11 protein-coding genes are annotated in these 14,326 nt (G+C 60.6%); 3 read left to right on the top strand and 8 right to left on the bottom strand.

Annotation, left to right across the window (positions count from 1 at the left end; all coding sequences use genetic code 11):
- Window positions 1–460: 460 nt before the first annotated feature.
- Window positions 461–2,305: a signal peptide peptidase SppA gene (sppA, locus tag G5168_RS07020; protein WP_421172930.1), complete on the bottom strand. Its 1,845-nt coding sequence runs from the start codon at window positions 2,303–2,305 to the stop codon at window positions 461–463.
- Window positions 2,306–2,623: 318 nt separating this feature from the next.
- On the opposite strand from sppA, the gene G5168_RS07015 reads away from it, so the two are divergent.
- Window positions 2,624–4,663 carry an FAD-dependent oxidoreductase gene (locus G5168_RS07015; RefSeq protein ID WP_421231523.1) on the top strand — a complete coding sequence of 680 codons (2,040 nt, stop codon included), beginning with the start codon at window positions 2,624–2,626 and terminating at the stop codon, window positions 4,661–4,663.
- A 115-nt stretch (window positions 4,664–4,778) separates the two neighbouring features.
- A complete protein-coding gene (locus G5168_RS07010; RefSeq protein WP_421172932.1) occupies window positions 4,779–5,327 on the top strand; it encodes an NAD(P)H nitroreductase in 549 nt (182 codons plus the stop codon).
- 382 nt (window positions 5,328–5,709) lie between these two features.
- On the opposite strand, the gene G5168_RS07005 is transcribed toward G5168_RS07010, so the two are convergent.
- The 4 genes from G5168_RS07005 to G5168_RS06990 form a co-directional block, all read right to left on the bottom strand.
- Window positions 5,710–6,264 carry a sugar O-acetyltransferase gene (locus G5168_RS07005; protein ID WP_421172933.1) on the bottom strand — a complete coding sequence of 185 codons (555 nt, stop codon included), beginning with the start codon at window positions 6,262–6,264 and terminating at the stop codon, window positions 5,710–5,712.
- Between the two features lie 66 nt (window positions 6,265–6,330).
- Window positions 6,331–7,308: a D-2-hydroxyacid dehydrogenase family protein gene (locus G5168_RS07000; RefSeq protein WP_421252031.1), complete on the bottom strand. Its 978-nt coding sequence runs from the start codon at window positions 7,306–7,308 to the stop codon at window positions 6,331–6,333.
- Between the two features lie 201 nt (window positions 7,309–7,509).
- Window positions 7,510–8,388: a 50S ribosomal protein L11 methyltransferase gene (gene prmA / locus G5168_RS06995; RefSeq protein WP_042080614.1), complete on the bottom strand. Its 879-nt coding sequence runs from the start codon at window positions 8,386–8,388 to the stop codon at window positions 7,510–7,512.
- A gap of 537 nt (window positions 8,389–8,925) precedes the next feature.
- Window positions 8,926–9,942 carry a zinc-binding alcohol dehydrogenase family protein gene (locus tag G5168_RS06990; protein WP_421172935.1) on the bottom strand — a complete coding sequence of 339 codons (1,017 nt, stop codon included), beginning with the start codon at window positions 9,940–9,942 and terminating at the stop codon, window positions 8,926–8,928.
- A gap of 100 nt (window positions 9,943–10,042) precedes the next feature.
- Between G5168_RS06990 and G5168_RS06985 the strand changes: the two genes are divergently transcribed.
- Complete coding sequence (locus G5168_RS06985) at window positions 10,043–10,915, top strand: LysR family transcriptional regulator (protein ID WP_421172936.1); 873 nt, start codon at window positions 10,043–10,045, stop codon at window positions 10,913–10,915.
- A gap of 1 nt (window position 10,916) precedes the next feature.
- Here G5168_RS06985 and G5168_RS06980 read toward each other — a convergent pair whose 3' ends face one another.
- The 3 genes from G5168_RS06980 to G5168_RS06970 form a co-directional block, all read right to left on the bottom strand.
- Window positions 10,917–12,344, bottom strand: coding sequence for a PTS transporter subunit EIIC (locus G5168_RS06980; RefSeq protein WP_042080616.1), 1,428 nt, complete (start codon window positions 12,342–12,344; stop codon window positions 10,917–10,919).
- Between the two features lie 89 nt (window positions 12,345–12,433).
- Entirely contained in the window at window positions 12,434–13,891 is a 1,458-nt protein-coding gene (gene panF, locus G5168_RS06975; RefSeq protein ID WP_421172937.1) for a sodium/pantothenate symporter, read from the bottom strand.
- The gene (locus G5168_RS06970) at window positions 13,881–14,144 is read right to left on the bottom strand and encodes a DUF997 family protein (RefSeq protein WP_254204220.1); all 264 of its coding nucleotides are present in this window, start codon (window positions 14,142–14,144) and stop codon (window positions 13,881–13,883) included. Before G5168_RS06970 ends, panF begins: the two co-directional genes overlap by 11 nt.
- Window positions 14,145–14,326 lie beyond the last annotated feature (182 nt).

Here is a 14,326-nt window from a genome sequence, read left to right as displayed (position 1 = left end):
TCGACCAGTGCCAGTTTAAAAGTCAGTGAGTAATCGCGCTGTGTCCGTTTCACACCTTGTCCCATCGGGTTCTCCATGTATTGGGGGGGAAAGGTGTAAACCATATTCAGGACGGGACACAGGAGAAAAAAGAGGGCCGCCCATGGGGTTAATGCCGATGAGTCAATGGCTGTTCGACCATTCTCGGGCTAACAGCAGGAGTGAACCTTGTCGCGGCTGAAGTAAAAAGAGAAGTAGTTATCGATGTTGAGCAGGCGGTGCTCTTGGGGGCTGAAAGAGTCAAGGGGGTCATCTCGACGTCAAGCGGCTGGAGGCTTTGCGCAAGGCGCAGTCCGTGCATTGACCATGTCGATATGAGGTCAACCCCTTGGCTTGGGCCCAGGGGCTCTCATCACGCTGAACGGCGACCATTATGGTCGCCGTTTTTCTGGGCTCGAGTCAGCGTTTTACCCAGGCAGAATCACTGCACACAGACCGGGCAGAAGGCGTAGGTGCCTTGCGGATCGTTGAAGCGGGTGAGCGGGTCGAGACTGCGGTTCACTTCCACCAATGCCTTGCCAAATCCTGCCGGCAGCCAGCTTTGCAACTGGGGGGCCAGCACTTGGGCACTGCTGTCAAACAGCTGGCGCAGGAACTTGTCCTTGGTGGACTCCTCCTGCTCGATGGGGGTCACCTGCCACTCTTTGAGGTTGGCCAGCTCGGCGGCGGCCTTGATGGCGTCATCCAGATTGCCGAACTCGTCCACCAGACCCAGGGCCTTGGCATCTTCGCCGGTCCAGACTCGGCCTTCGGCCGCTTTCTCGGCCTCTTCCGGGCTCAGACCGCGGCCCTTGCTCACCAGACCGATGAAGCGCTGGTAGGTATCTTCCACGCTCAGCTGGATGGCCTGACCGACGTGATCCGGCAGGGCGCGGGTCGGGCCTACGCCGACGTAATCTGTGGTGCCAACCCCGTCGGTATGCACGCCGAACTGGGCCAACGCCTTGTCGATGGTGGCAAACATGCCGAATACCCCGATGGAACCGGTGAGAGTAGTTGGGGAGGCGAAGATCTTGTCCGCATCGGCGGAGATCCAGTAGCCACCGGATGCGGCATAGCTGCCCATGGAGACCACTACCGGTTTGCCTGCCTGTTTCAGGGCCAGCAGCTCGGCGCGGATCTGCTCGGCGGCGAAGGCGCTGCCGCCGGGGCTGTCAACTCGCAGGACCACGGCTTTGATCTTGTCATCGCGGCGAGCATCGGCCAGCAGGTCGGAGAGGCTGTCGCCGCCGATGGTACCGGCAGGCTGGACGCCATCCATGATGGCGCCGCTGGCGACCACCAGACCCACCTCATCCTTGCCACTCTGGGGATACTGTTCGGGCACTGCGGCCAGATACTCTTTCAGGCCGACCCCTTTCCAGCCGTGATCGTCCGCTTCACCCACCTCTTTAATAACAGCCTGGGTCATCTCATCGCGGGTGGCCAGCTGATCCACCAGCCCGTTGTCGAGGGCGTAGTTGGCGGCATTGCCACCGGCCTTGCGCAGCAGCTCGAGGAAGCGATCCTTGCCCGGCGCGACCGCCTCGGGTTCGATCTCTCGCTGCTCGGCTACGTCAGCCACATAGGATTGCCACAGCTGATCCAGCCAGCGCTGGTTCGCCTCTTTGCTCTCGGGGGACATCTCGTCGCGGGTATAGGGTTCGACGAAGGATTTGTAGGTGCCGACCTTGAACACGTGCGGGGTGATGTTGAGCTTCTCCAGCGCCGACTTGAAGTAGGTCTGGTAGACCCCAAGCCCCTCGATCACCACGGCGCCGCTCTGGTTGAGCAGCACGTGATCGGCGTGGGCCGCTAGCAGGTACTGGCCTTGAGTGTAGAAGTCGGCCATGGCGATCACCGGTTTGCCGCTCTCCCGGAAGGAGTCGATGGCACTCGCCACCTCCTGCAGTTTGGTGAAGTTGGCTCCCTGCAGCCCTTGTGGCTTGATCACCAGTGCCTTGATGCGCTCGTCATCCTTGGCACTCTTGATGGCCCACAGCAGGTCGGAGAGAACGATCTCGCTCGGCTGCTCGTCGCTGCTGTCCATCTGGCGCAGCAGTTGTACGGTGGGATCTGTCTGGGAGCGTTGCTCCACCAGCACGCCGTTGAGATTGAGGGTCAGCGCCCCTTCGATGGGCGCCTTGGGCGCCTCTTTCTGGCTGACGCTGAAGACGATGACCAGCACTACGATGAGAAACAGCAGATTGACCAGCATCAGCCGGGTGAAATTGAGCAGGCGCCACAGGCTGCGGAACAACCAACCCAGACCTTTGAAAATAGACATAGTCGCGTTATCGCCCTGTTAATGGGTAGAGAAGAGCCATTATTAACCAGTTGCGGGCGAAATTGCCATTTCCGACTGGCGGATCCCGCCTATCTTCGTTCAGGGCACGGCTGTTCGCTGAAAAATTGTCCAAACATTTGTTTGAAAAAGAATTTTCGATTCTTTACTCTAGCCTCAGTTTGATAACAAAAAATTAACTGGAGGCATCGTGAGCCGCTATCCGACCCTGCTGATCCCGCTCGATCTTGGTTTTACCCAGCTGCGCAACCGGGTGTTGGGCGTTGTTCCATGCACCCTGGCCTTAAAGAGGAAGGCATCATGAGTCGCTATCCCCATCTGCTGACGCCCCTTGACCTCGGTTTTACCCAGCTGCGCAACCGTGTGTTGATGGGCTCCATGCACACCGGCCTCGAAGAGGAGAAGGGCGGTTTTGACAAGCTGGCCGCCTTTTACGCCGAGCGTGCCCGCGGTGGCGTCGGTCTTATCGTCACCGGCGGCATTGCCCCCAATCTGCGCGGTCGGCTGGTACCTCACGGCTCCCAGCTGAGCTTCCCCTGGCAGGTGAGCAAGCACAAGAAGGTGACCAGCGCCGTGCATCAGGAGGGGGGCAAGATAGCGCTGCAGATCCTCCATGCCGGTCGTTACGCCTATCATCCGTTCAGTCTGGCGCCGAGCGCCCTCAAGGCCCCCATCTCTCCGTTCAAACCGCGCGCCATGAGCGAGCGGCAGATCCGCGGCACTATTCGCGACTTCGCGGCTACAGCAGCGCTGGCCAAGGCGGCCGGTTATGACGGCGTCGAGGTGATGGGCTCGGAAGGTTATCTCATCAACCAGTTCATTTGCGAGCGCACCAACAAGCGCACCGATGGTTGGGGCGGCAGCAGTGAAAACCGGATGCGCTTCCCGGTGGAGATTGTCCGCGCCATCCGCGAGCGGGTCGGCACCGACTTCATCATTATCTTCCGCCTCTCCATGCTGGATCTGGTGGAACAGGGTTCGACCCTGGAAGAGGTGATTGCCCTTGGCAAAGCGCTGGAAGCGGTGGGGGTGACCCTGATCAACACTGGCATCGGTTGGCACGAGGCGCGCATTCCCACCATCGCCACCAGTGTGCCGCGCGGCGCCTTCAGCTGGGTGACCGCCGAGCTGAAAAAACACCTCAAGGTGCCCCTCATTACCACCAACCGTATCAACACCCCCGAGGTGGCCGAACGCATTCTGGCGGGTGGCGAGGCGGATATGGTCTCCATGGCGCGCCCCTTCCTGGCGGATCCCGAATTTGTCATCAAGGCTGCCGAGAACCGGGCGGACGAGATCAACACCTGCATCGCCTGCAATCAAGCTTGCCTTGACCATGTGTTCAAGCAGAAGCGCGCCTCCTGTCTGGTGAATCCCCGCGCCTGCTTCGAGACCGAGCTGACCTTTGGCCGCGTGCCCCAGCCCAAGAAGCTGGCGGTCGTGGGGGCGGGCCCGGCCGGGCTGGCGTTTGCCTGCTACGCTGCCGAGCGCGGTCATCAGGTGAGCCTGTTCGATCAGGCCAGCGAAATCGGCGGCCAGTTCAACTTCGCCAAGCAGATCCCGGGCAAGGAGGAGTTTCACGAGACTCTGCGCTATTTCGCCAAACGGCTGGAGAAGTGCGGCGTAGAGCTCTATCTGGGCCAGCGCCAGAGTGCCGAGAGCCTGCTCGGCGGCGGTTTTGACGAGGTGATCCTCGCTACCGGTATTCGTCCGCGCACCCCCAATATTCCGGGCATCGAACATCCCAAGGTGATGAGTTATCTCGACGTATTGCGGGATCACAAACCGGTCGGCCAGAAGGTGGCGGTGATCGGTGCAGGCGGCATCGGCTTCGATGTGGCCGAATTCCTTGTGGAGAAAAGGGTAGAGAAGAAGGTGGAGACGGATGCCGATGGGAACCGTGATCACTGGCTCAAGGAGTGGGGCATCGACAAACAGCTTGGCGAGCGCGGTGGCCTCACGGCTCCTGAAATCGACGCCCCCGAGCGCCAGATCTGGCTGCTCCAGCGCAAGGAGAGCAAGGTGGGTGACGGACTTGGCAAGACAACCGGCTGGATCCACCGTACCGTGCTCAAGAACCGCAAGGTGCAGATGCTCTCCGGGGTGCAATATCTGGGGATCGATGACGAGGGCTTGCACATTCAGGTGGGCGAGACCAAGCAGTGTCTGCCGGTGGATCAGGTTATCGTCTGCGCCGGGCAGGAGCCCCTTAAAGAACTGCAGGCCGGGTTGCAGGCGGCAGGCAAGCCGGTGCATATCATCGGCGGAGCCGACGTGGCTACCGAACTGGATGCCAAGCGTGCTATCCGGCAAGGGGCCGAGCTGGCTGCGATCATCTAGCCAACTGTGCCCTCTTGTCCCTTTTTAGTGCGATAAACCCCTGAGCCTCAGGGGTTTTCTTCATTCGGTGCTGTGCTAAGGTAGCGCCATCATTGCCCCAGAGAAGGAATTGCCCATGGATGCCCTCACCCTGTTGCTCAATCGCCACTCCTGTGGCCGTCTCGCCGATCCCGCCCCGAGCGGTGAGGTGCTCGACAATATCCTCAAGGCGGGCCTGCGCGCGCCGGATCACGGTACCCTGACCCCTTGGCAGTTCATTCTGTTCGAAGGGGAGGGGCGCGAGCGGCTGGGCAAGCTGTTGGCGGACGCGGCCCGTGCTCGCGGTGAAGATGAAGAGAGCATCAAGAAGTGCAGCGAAGCGCCGCTGCGGGCGCCCTTGGTCGTCGCCGTGGCAACCCGTTATCAGGCTCACCCCAAGGTGCCAAAACTGGAGCAGGAGCTCTCCGCAGGTTGCGCCCTGATGGCGATGCAGATGGCGGCGCAGGCGCAGGGTTTCAACGGTATCTGGCGCTCCGGCTGGTTTATCTTCGATGAGCAGATCAACAAGGGATTGGGACTGGCGGCAGAGGATCAGCTGGTGGGTTTCCTCTATCTCGGTACCCCCATGCTGGAAGCACGCAAACTGCGCGAACTGCCGCTCGATGAGTTTGTCCGCCGTTTCTGACTTTTCGGCCACGTTGCGGTTGAGAGATGCAAAGCCTCGAGAAATCGGGGCTTTTCTGTTTAACCGTGAATAGTAACCAGAGAAATTGGGGAAAATAAATGGGTCAAAGAGGCTGCGCGCGCCATAGCAGGTAATTATTTAAATAGTGCGATGTACCTCGCAATCCTGTGGTATTTCACTATGTAAAACGTTTGCGCATTCGCTAATATCTCCCTGCCAGTTTAGAAGGGCACTCCTTCTAATTTTTCTGCGATGAGAGTCGCAATTCCGTAGCACCTTTTAACAGCCCAACGTCTTCGTGACATTGGGCTTTATTTTTTTATGGGGTGTCGGGGCTGTTGTGAACTGATGGCGGCATCAAGATGCAGCCCGGTTGGCAGCCTTATGCCCTGTTTTTGGCTGGCAGGATCCGGGCCGGGTTGCCGACTACCCGAGCACCGGCCGGTACATCTTTGGTGACTACGGCACCCGCGCCGACGATCGCCTCCCGCCCTATGGTGACGCCGGGCAGCAAGATGGCGCCGCCCCCAATCCAGACCTTGTCTTCAATGGTGACCGGCAGCGCCGTCTCTGTGCCCTGAATCCGTTCGTCGGCCTCCAGCGCATGGGCTGCGGTATAGATCTGCACGTTTGGCCCAATCATCACATGGGCGCCGATGCGAATGGGGGCATTGTCCAGCAGGGTCGCTCCCATATTGATGTAGGAGTCCTTGCCCAGGTGGATGTGGCGGCCATAGGTGCAGTAGAGGGGCGGGCAGATGAAGGCATTCTCTGCCAGTTCGCCAATCAGCTCCGCCAGTAGTGTCCGCTGCTCTGTCTCCTCTTCCGCCAGATTGAAACGGCGATAGCGCCGTGCCGCCTCCCGGCGCAACTGGGCCAGCTCGGGTGTCATGCAGTTGTACGGTTGGCTGCTAATCATCTTCTGGTATTCGCTCATGAAGGTTGCTTTCCTTTATCTGCCAGGGATTTGGATATTGGCGCCAATACGACAGAAGTAACGTGATCACCCACCCGATACGGGCAGAACCAGGTTGGCAGGTTTGCCTTCGGCAAAGGCCAGCACATTCTCGAACGCCACGCGAAAGTAGAGTTCGTAGCTGTTTTGCTCCACATAGCCGAGATGAGGCGTTGCCAATACATTGGGCAGGCGCAGCAGGGGCTCGCTTTCCTGTGTCGCCGGCTCGATGTCAAATACATCGAGCGCGGCCCGTTTTCCAGGATGGGTACTTAGCTCTGCATAGAGGGCGCCCGGCTCGATAAGTTCGGCACGGCTGGTATTGACCAGCAGAGAGTCAACTTTCATGCGGGCCAGATCTGCGCGGGTAACAGCGCCGCGGGTTGTCTCGCTCAGGCGCAGATGCAGCGTGAGGATATCGGCTTGACTGAAGAGAGCCTCCTTGCTGGAGGCGCAGGCATAGCCATCCTGCTCGGCATGCCTGCGCGAAGCCTCACTGCCCCATATCAGTACCGACATGCCAAATGCCTTGCCATAGCGGGCGATCCGCTGGCCTATCTTGCCGTAGCCCCAGATGCCGAGCGTCAGCCCATGCAGTGTGCGTCCCAAACCGAGGTCACCAGATTGCTGCCATTGGCCTTGGCTTAACGCCTGGCTGTAAGCAGGTATATGGCGGGAAGCTGCCATGATGAGCGCCCAGCAGAGCTCGGCGGGAGCAATAGGGCTGCCGACTCCTTCTGCCACGGCAACGTCGTACTGTTGGCATAGTGCCGGGTCGATATGCTGGCTGATTTTGCCGGTCTGGCTGATGAGTTTAAGGGTGGGAAGCTGTATCAGCAGCTGTTCGTCGATGCGGGTACGCTCGCGGGTCAGCACCAGTGCTTCCATTCCTTCCAGCAGGGCGGCAAGGCGCGTTGTATCGGGTTCGCTCTGGTTGAGGATGGTGACGTCATGACCCGCCAGCAGGGCAAAGCAGGGGAGGTGGCGCACCTGATCCTGATAGTCATCCAGAATGGCAATCCGCATAAGAAATCCTTCTCGGTTGCGTTGGCTCGGACCGCTATCTTACCGGAATAAAGGTGTCTGTTGTTTTCAAACGAACACAATCAGAAGGGAGGGCGATCAAGCCCATGCTCACGGACCTGGATGAGCTCGGTAGGCCAAAACAATCAGAGCCCCCGAACGGGAGCCCTGATGGCATGAGGTTGGCGTCTATGTTGCCCGCGCTTAGCCGTGCTTGCGGCCGGAGAGGCGGCACCACTCCTCCTTGACGGCGGTCGGGTCCATTTCGAACCACTGACCGTAGATGGTTTCCAGCTCCGGAGCCTGGCTCTCCAGCACGCCGGAGAGGGCCATCAGGCTGCCCGCTTTGCCGTGACCGGCGATCAGCGGTGCCAGTTCGCGCAGCGGGCCGGCCAGGATATTGGCGACCACCACATCCGCTTCGACATCTTGTGGCTGGTCGGCCGGCAGATAGAGCTCAATCTGGTCGGCGACACCGTTGCGCGTGGCGTTGTCGCGGCTGGCCTGAATGGCCTGCGGGTCGATGTCGATGCCGATAACGCGGGCAGCACCCAGTTTCAGGGCGGCGATGCCGAGAATGCCGGAGCCACAGCCAAAATCGACCACGGTTTTACCGCTCAGATCCAGCCCGTCCAGCCACTGCAGGCAGAGGGCGGTGGTGGGGTGGGTACCGGTACCGAAGGCCAGGCCCGGATCCAGCATCACGTTAACTGCATCGGGGTTCGGCACATCGCGCCAGCTCGGGCAGATCCAGAGGCGCTCGCCAAACTGCATGGGGTGGAAGTGATCCATCCACTCGCGCACCCAATCCTTGTCTTCCAGCTGCTCGACCTTGTAGCCGACATTTTCGCCGAAGATCTGCTGGAAGAAGGCGATGGTGGGGGCCGGATCGGTTTCGGCGTCAAACAGCCCCATCACTTCGGTCTCGCCCCACAGCGGGGTTTCGCCCGGCATGGGTTCATAGACGGGCACATCCTTGGCATCCATAAAGGTCACCGCCTGGGCACCACGCCCCAGCAGCATGTTGCTCACCTTGTCTGCGGTCTTGGCAGTGGCGTTGATTCGAATTTGTATCCAGGGCATGGCGTCGACTCTTCATAAATGTGAAACCGCGAGATTCTACCATCATGGGGCAGTGCTGTCGTGGTTTGCCCATGACGTGGAGGGATACGGGGGCTTTTGCCGGATTGGCACGGTTCCTGTATTGCTCTATGCAGGCGAAGACGACCGGTTTTCGCTGAACGCTTTGCTCAAGTTCCGTCATCTTTCACTGCCACCCTCGGGTGGCATTTTTTTATCTGCACTCCTTTGCCTGGTAAACAGTCTGCCAGACAAAAAAAGAGCAAGGTCGGCACCTTGCTCAAGGATGGACTGACGCCGTTTTGGCGCATTCATGCTGCAGTTGGCACGCCAGATGCAAAGACTAATATGTCCTGCATAAGGATATGTGTGTGATTGTTACCCCAATGTTCAGGTATTCAGGCCATTTCTCGCGAAATGGCCTCTTTTTTGGCTGATTGTTGGATGTTGGCCTGCCGCTGGCTGGCATTAGCGCTGCTGGTTGTGCCCGTTTGGGGCATCTCCTTGGTGAACTTATCCCATCATGGTGCGTTTGAGGGCTTAGTTGGCAAAGTCGCTCATGTCGATCACCAGCTTGCCAACCATGCGGCCCGCTTCCACCTCGGCATGGGCCTGAGCCAGCGTGATCGGGGTCAGCGACGGGATGGTTCTGGTCAGGGTGGTCTGCAATACCCCTTCATCGACCAGTGCCGCCACCCGGCCGAGCAGGCGGTGCTGTTCGATCATGTCCGGCGTCTGGAACAGGGAGCGGGTGAACATGAACTCCTGGCTGAAGGTGACGCTCTTGCTCTTGAGCAGGGAGAGATCCCACGGTTCGCTCGATTCGGCGATGGTGCAGATATGGCCAAACGGGCGGATCAGCCCGGCCATGGTGGCCCAGTGCTCGGCGGTGGCGTTGGTGCAGAAGATGGCATCGACCTGGGTGATGCCAAGGGCGGTCAGCTCCTCCTGCAACTTGTGGTGGTTTACGACCTGATGGGCGCCCATCTCGAGGCACCACTCGCGGCTCTCGGGGCGGGAGGCGGTAGCAATCACCTCCATACCGGTGAGCTGACGGGCCAGCTGGATGGCGATGGAGCCCACGCCACCGGCGCCGCCGATGATCAGCAGTTTGCCACGGCTCTCGCGGGTGAGAGCGAAGCGCTCGAACAGGGTCTCCCAGGCGGTGATGGCGGTGAGCGGCAGGGCGGCGGCCTCCACATCGCTCAAGCTGGTGGGGGCGATTGCGGAGATACGCTCATCCACCAGTTGCAGAGCGCTGTTGCTGCCCGGACGGCTGATGTCGCCGGCATACCAGACCCGGTCGCCCGCCTTGAACAGGGTCACTTCGCTGCCGGTGGCGATCACTTCCCCCACCGCATCCCAGCCCAGTACCCTGGGCGAGCTTTCAATTTTGGCCTTGGGGGAGCGCACCTTGGTATCCACCGGATTGACGGAGGTGGCGGTGACCCGCACCAGCAGATCCCGCGGGCCCGGAACCGGATCGGGCAGGTTGGCGGCGATGAAGCAGTCGGGGTGGTCGCTTGGCAGATAGTGAGTCAGGGCAATGGCTTTCATGGTTTTTCCTTTCAAATCGCTGTGTTCGGGATTGCCACTCACTCTAGTCTGGTTGATTATCAAGATTAAGATGGGTAATCGGTAAAGACTGTTTGAATATATGAACAATGTCGATCTGGAGTTGATGGGACTGTTCGCCACCGTGGTGGAGCAGGGAAGCTTTACCCGAGCCGCCGAGCTGCTTGGTATGCCCAAGTCATCGGTGAGCCAGAAGATCTCGCGGCTCGAATCCCAGCTCGGGGTGCGGCTGTTGCAGCGCACCACCCGCAGGTTGAGCCTGACCCCGCAGGGGGAGCTCTATGTGGAGCACTGTCAGGGGCTGCTGGCAATGGCCCGCAGTGCCAATCTGGCGATGGCACGGCTGCGCTCGGCCCCGGCGGGGCGGGTGCGGATCACCGCCCCTGAGGCAACCGGCACTCTGCTGCTTGGCCGGATCCTCGCCGAGTTTCGCGCCCTCTATCCCGAAGTGGTGCTGGAACTGACCCTGAGTGACGATCAGCTCGATCTGGTGGGGGAAGGTTATGATTTGGCGCTGCGGGCGGCGCCGCTGAAAGACTCCAGCCTCATCTGTCGGCGTATCGGTCAGGTGGCGCGTCATCTGGTGGCAGCGCCCGCCTATCTGGCGGCCCACGGCATGCCGCAACAGCTGAGCGAGCTGGGTCGTTATGCCTGTCTGGTGCACTCGGCCATGCCGGTGTGGCCATTGCAGGAGGGGGGCTGGCGGCCACAGGGGGCCTGTGTCAGCAATAGCTTGCTGGCGCTGCGGGAGATGGCGCTTCATGACGGGGGAATTGCCCTGTTGCCCCACCATGTCTGTGAAGGGGATTTGGCGGCGGGGCGGCTGCAGAAGGTGTTGCCGGATCAGCCCATTCCGGCCAACCCGTTCTACCTAATCTATCCGAGTCGGGAGCATCTGGCCCCCGCCCTGCGCACCCTGATGGATTTCGTGGCCGAGCGGTTGCCGTTTGCCTGAGTTACCAGCTGCTCTGGCTGGCCGACTCCTGATTGGGTTTGAGGCCGAGCGGGACCGACTGGCGCTCCGCCAGCATGCGGATCTGCCCTTCAATCAGGCTGGCGCTGGGGCCCAGCACCAGCACCAGCTGGTGGTCGTTGAGCTGGATCCAGGAGAGGCAGCCCAGGCCCAGCAGGCGAGATTCATCCACCAGTGAAATATCGCGCACCCGCAGGCTGAGGCGGGTGATACAGACACTCATCGCCACCAGATTGTCCATCCCGCCCAGTACCTTGAGATACTGGATCGCCAGCATCTGCGGGTCTGAGGGGGCAACACTGGCAAGGCGCGGATGTTCCACCGCGATGGGCTTGCTCGGCATGCTGAGGGGGGCACGCTCCAGCAGTTGGTAAAAGAGCAGGGTGTAGGCGACGAAAAACAGGATACCGACCGGAATGAGCCAGAAGCTGTGCTCCCCAGCCTGATAGCTCAGCACCAGATCCAGCAGACCGGCGGAGAAGTAACTGCCCACCTTGATCCCCAGCCCGCTACAGACCGCCAGTGACAGTCCGGTCAGTAGGGCGTGGGCGAGAAACAGCCAGGGGGCGGTAAAGGCGAACAGAAATTCGATAGGCTCTGTGATACCCACCAGTGCCGAGGTGAGCGCCAGGGTGAGCAGCAGCCCGCCCTGCGGCAGCCGCTGCATCCGCTGGCGGTGCAGCCAGATGGCAAAACAGGCGCCCGGCAGGCCGAACATGATGATGGGGTAGAGACCGGCCACATACCCTTCATGAAGGGGTTGGGCGGTGGCCAGCGCCTGCAGGTTGCTCTCGCCAAGGCCGATGACGCTGCCCAGCACCTGATGGAGCCCAAGCGGGATCAGCAAGCGGTTGAGGGTGCCGTAGCAGAAGGCGCCAAACGGCGTGGTAAGCAGCTCTGAGGTGAGCAGGGTCAGCCCGCGCTCCAGTGGCGGCCACAGCAGCGAGAGGGGGATGGCGATCAGCAGGCAGGCCAAGGCCGACACCAGCAGGCTGGGAAACTCCCCCCTGGCGATCTGCAGCCAGCGGGGCAGGGTTTGCTGGTGAACCCAGGGATAGATGATGGCAGTGGTGAGCCCCGCCAGCAGACCGCAGATCATGTCGGCGTGCAGGTTGGGGGCAAGCGTATTGAAGGCGGTGCTGAGCAGCAGGAAGTTGACCGCACCCGCCAGTGTCTGTCCGCCCAGCTCCTGCCGACTCAGGCCAAAGGCGATCGCCACCGCATAGATGAGCGGCATCTGGCTGAAGATCGCCTGACCGGTGAGGGAGAGCACCGCCAAATCGAGCACGTCGGGTTGCCCAAGCCGGTAGATCAGCGCCGCCATCGGCAGGATGGAGACGGGCAGCAGCAGGGCATAACCGAGCCGCTGCAGGGCTTGAGTAACGACTTGTCGAGTGGCTTTAACGGGCATACAGCGGCTACGTTCTGTGACTTGGCGCACAGTTTAACCGGAAAACACCTATTTGGGGATAGTTTTGGAACCCCTAATTTATATTTTTATTATTTCTGCCCGAAAAGCTCGCGCACTTCCCGCGAGGGCGGTGCCGTCAGCAGGCTGACCGTGATAAAGACCACTAGCGCCAGCGTGAGGCTTGGCACGATGGCGTGCAGACCAGCCAGCTTGATCCCCCACTGACTGAGTACCCCATAGCTTACGATGCCGCTGACCATGCTGGCCAGTGCGCCCGGGCCGTTGGCCCGCGACCAGTAGAGGCCGAGCACCAGTGGCCAGAGGAACACCGCTTGCAATCCGCCAAAGGCGAGCAGGTTGAGCCAGATGATCATCTCGGGCGGTTGCAACGCCGCCAGCAGCACCAGAGTGCCGAGGATCAGGGTACAGAGCAGGGAGAGGCGGGGGATGCGCACTTCCAGCTTCTCCTGCTTTGGACTCAGATAGTTGAGGTAGAGATCCTTCACCAGAGTGGCGGAAGCCTGGATCAGCTGGGAGTCGATGGTGGACATGATGGCCGCCATCGGCGCCGCCAGAAAGACTCCGGCCAGCCAGGGGGGTAGCACTTCCATCATCAGGGAGGGCATGATCTTGTCCGGGCTGTCCATGCCGGGCAGGATGGCGCGGCCAAGGGCGCCCGCCAGATGCATGCCGAACATCAGCAGGGCGCTGACAACGGTGCCGATCAGAATGCCGCGATGGAGCGCCTTGCTGTCGCGATAGCCAAAACAGCGCAATGCCGAGTGGGGCAGCCCCACCACCCCGACACAGACCAGGATCCAGAAGCTCAGCATAAAGGGCTGGGTCAGCATGTCGCCGGCCCCTTGCGGGCTTACCAGCTTGGGGTCGATCTCCCTGAGCTGGTGGATGAGGTTCGGCAGGCCGTCACCGGCAATCAGAATTCCTGCCAGCAGGGCGCCGGTGCCGATCAGCATGATGATCCCCTGCAGGGCATCAGTCATCACCACGGCGCGGAAGCCGCCGATGATGGTGTAGAGCAGCACACAGCTGGCAAACAGCATCAACCCCTGCTGGTAGGAGAGCCCGGTGGCGGTCTCCAGCAGGCGGGCACCGCCGATAAACTGCACCACCATGGTCGCGATAAAGGCGAGGATGATAGTAACGGAGCCGAGGATCACCACTGCCTTGCTCTGATAGCGGGCCCACAGCATGTCGTTGATGGTCACCGCATTGACCCGGCGGGCGATGATGGCGAACTTCTTGCCCAGTACTCCCAGAGTGAGCCAGACGGTGGGCAGCTGGATCATCGCCAGCAACACCCAGCCCAGACCGATCTTGTAGGCCGCGCCCGGCCCACCGATAAAGGAGGAGGCCGAGGTGTAGGTGGCCACTAGCGTCATCGCCAGCACCAGCCCGCCCATGCTGCGGTTGCCGATGAAGTACTCCTGCACGAAGTTGCCTTCAGCTCTATGACGGCTGGCCCAGAAACCCACCCCCAGCACCAGCACCAGATAGATGAAGAGCGGCAGCATCAGCTCAAGATTCATGGGATGACTCCTTGCCGGAAGGGGCTGGGGTATCGAGGGGGATATCCACAAACAGTCGATCCACCATCAGGGCACATAGTGCGATGAACAGCAGTGGCATCGCCACGCAACTGAGCAGGAACCAAAGGGGAATGTCCCAGCATTCGATCTCTTCCGGGATCAGATAAGCCGTGCCATACCAGGCAAGAAAATAGAGTAGGGTCAGCAGCAGGCAGAAAGCTGCTTCCCGGCGGGCGAGAGCAAAACGGTTCACCTTGGCCTCCGACAATTTTGAGGGGCGCAAGGATAACAAAAAAGGGCCATGTCGCCATGGCCCTTTTTCAGCAGAGGCTCCTTGCGGAGCAGACTTCCACCGGAAGTCCGGTCTCTATCAGAGATCCTTACAGACCCAACTTCTTGTGCAGATAGTGGGCGTTGGTACTGCCACCGTGCAAT

Source organism: Aeromonas sp. 600724 (genome assembly GCF_049175135.1).
Taxonomy (GTDB): Bacteria; Pseudomonadota; Gammaproteobacteria; order Enterobacterales; family Aeromonadaceae; genus Aeromonas; species Aeromonas veronii_A.
The sequence above is the reverse complement of the archived record's forward strand: the minus strand, read 5'-3'. Positions and strand labels throughout refer to the sequence as shown.

Excerpts from the sequence above, each read along its gene's own strand:
- sppA (WP_421172930.1), bottom strand. The coding sequence starts at position 2,305 with ATGTCTATTTTCAAAGGTCTGGGTTGGTTGTTCCGCAGCCTGTGGCGC.
- G5168_RS07015 (WP_421231523.1), top strand. The coding sequence starts at position 2,624 with ATGAGTCGCTATCCCCATCTGCTGACGCCCCTTGACCTCGGTTTTACC.
- G5168_RS07010 (WP_421172932.1), top strand. The coding sequence starts at position 4,779 with ATGGATGCCCTCACCCTGTTGCTCAATCGCCACTCCTGTGGCCGTCTC.
- G5168_RS07005 (WP_421172933.1), bottom strand. The coding sequence starts at position 6,264 with ATGAGCGAATACCAGAAGATGATTAGCAGCCAACCGTACAACTGCATG.
- G5168_RS07000 (WP_421252031.1), bottom strand. The coding sequence starts at position 7,308 with ATGCGGATTGCCATTCTGGATGACTATCAGGATCAGGTGCGCCACCTC.
- prmA (WP_042080614.1), bottom strand. The coding sequence starts at position 8,388 with ATGCCCTGGATACAAATTCGAATCAACGCCACTGCCAAGACCGCAGAC.
- G5168_RS06990 (WP_421172935.1), bottom strand. The coding sequence starts at position 9,942 with ATGAAAGCCATTGCCCTGACTCACTATCTGCCAAGCGACCACCCCGAC.
- G5168_RS06985 (WP_421172936.1), top strand. The coding sequence starts at position 10,043 with ATGAACAATGTCGATCTGGAGTTGATGGGACTGTTCGCCACCGTGGTG.
- G5168_RS06980 (WP_042080616.1), bottom strand. The coding sequence starts at position 12,344 with ATGCCCGTTAAAGCCACTCGACAAGTCGTTACTCAAGCCCTGCAGCGG.
- panF (WP_421172937.1), bottom strand. The coding sequence starts at position 13,891 with ATGAATCTTGAGCTGATGCTGCCGCTCTTCATCTATCTGGTGCTGGTG.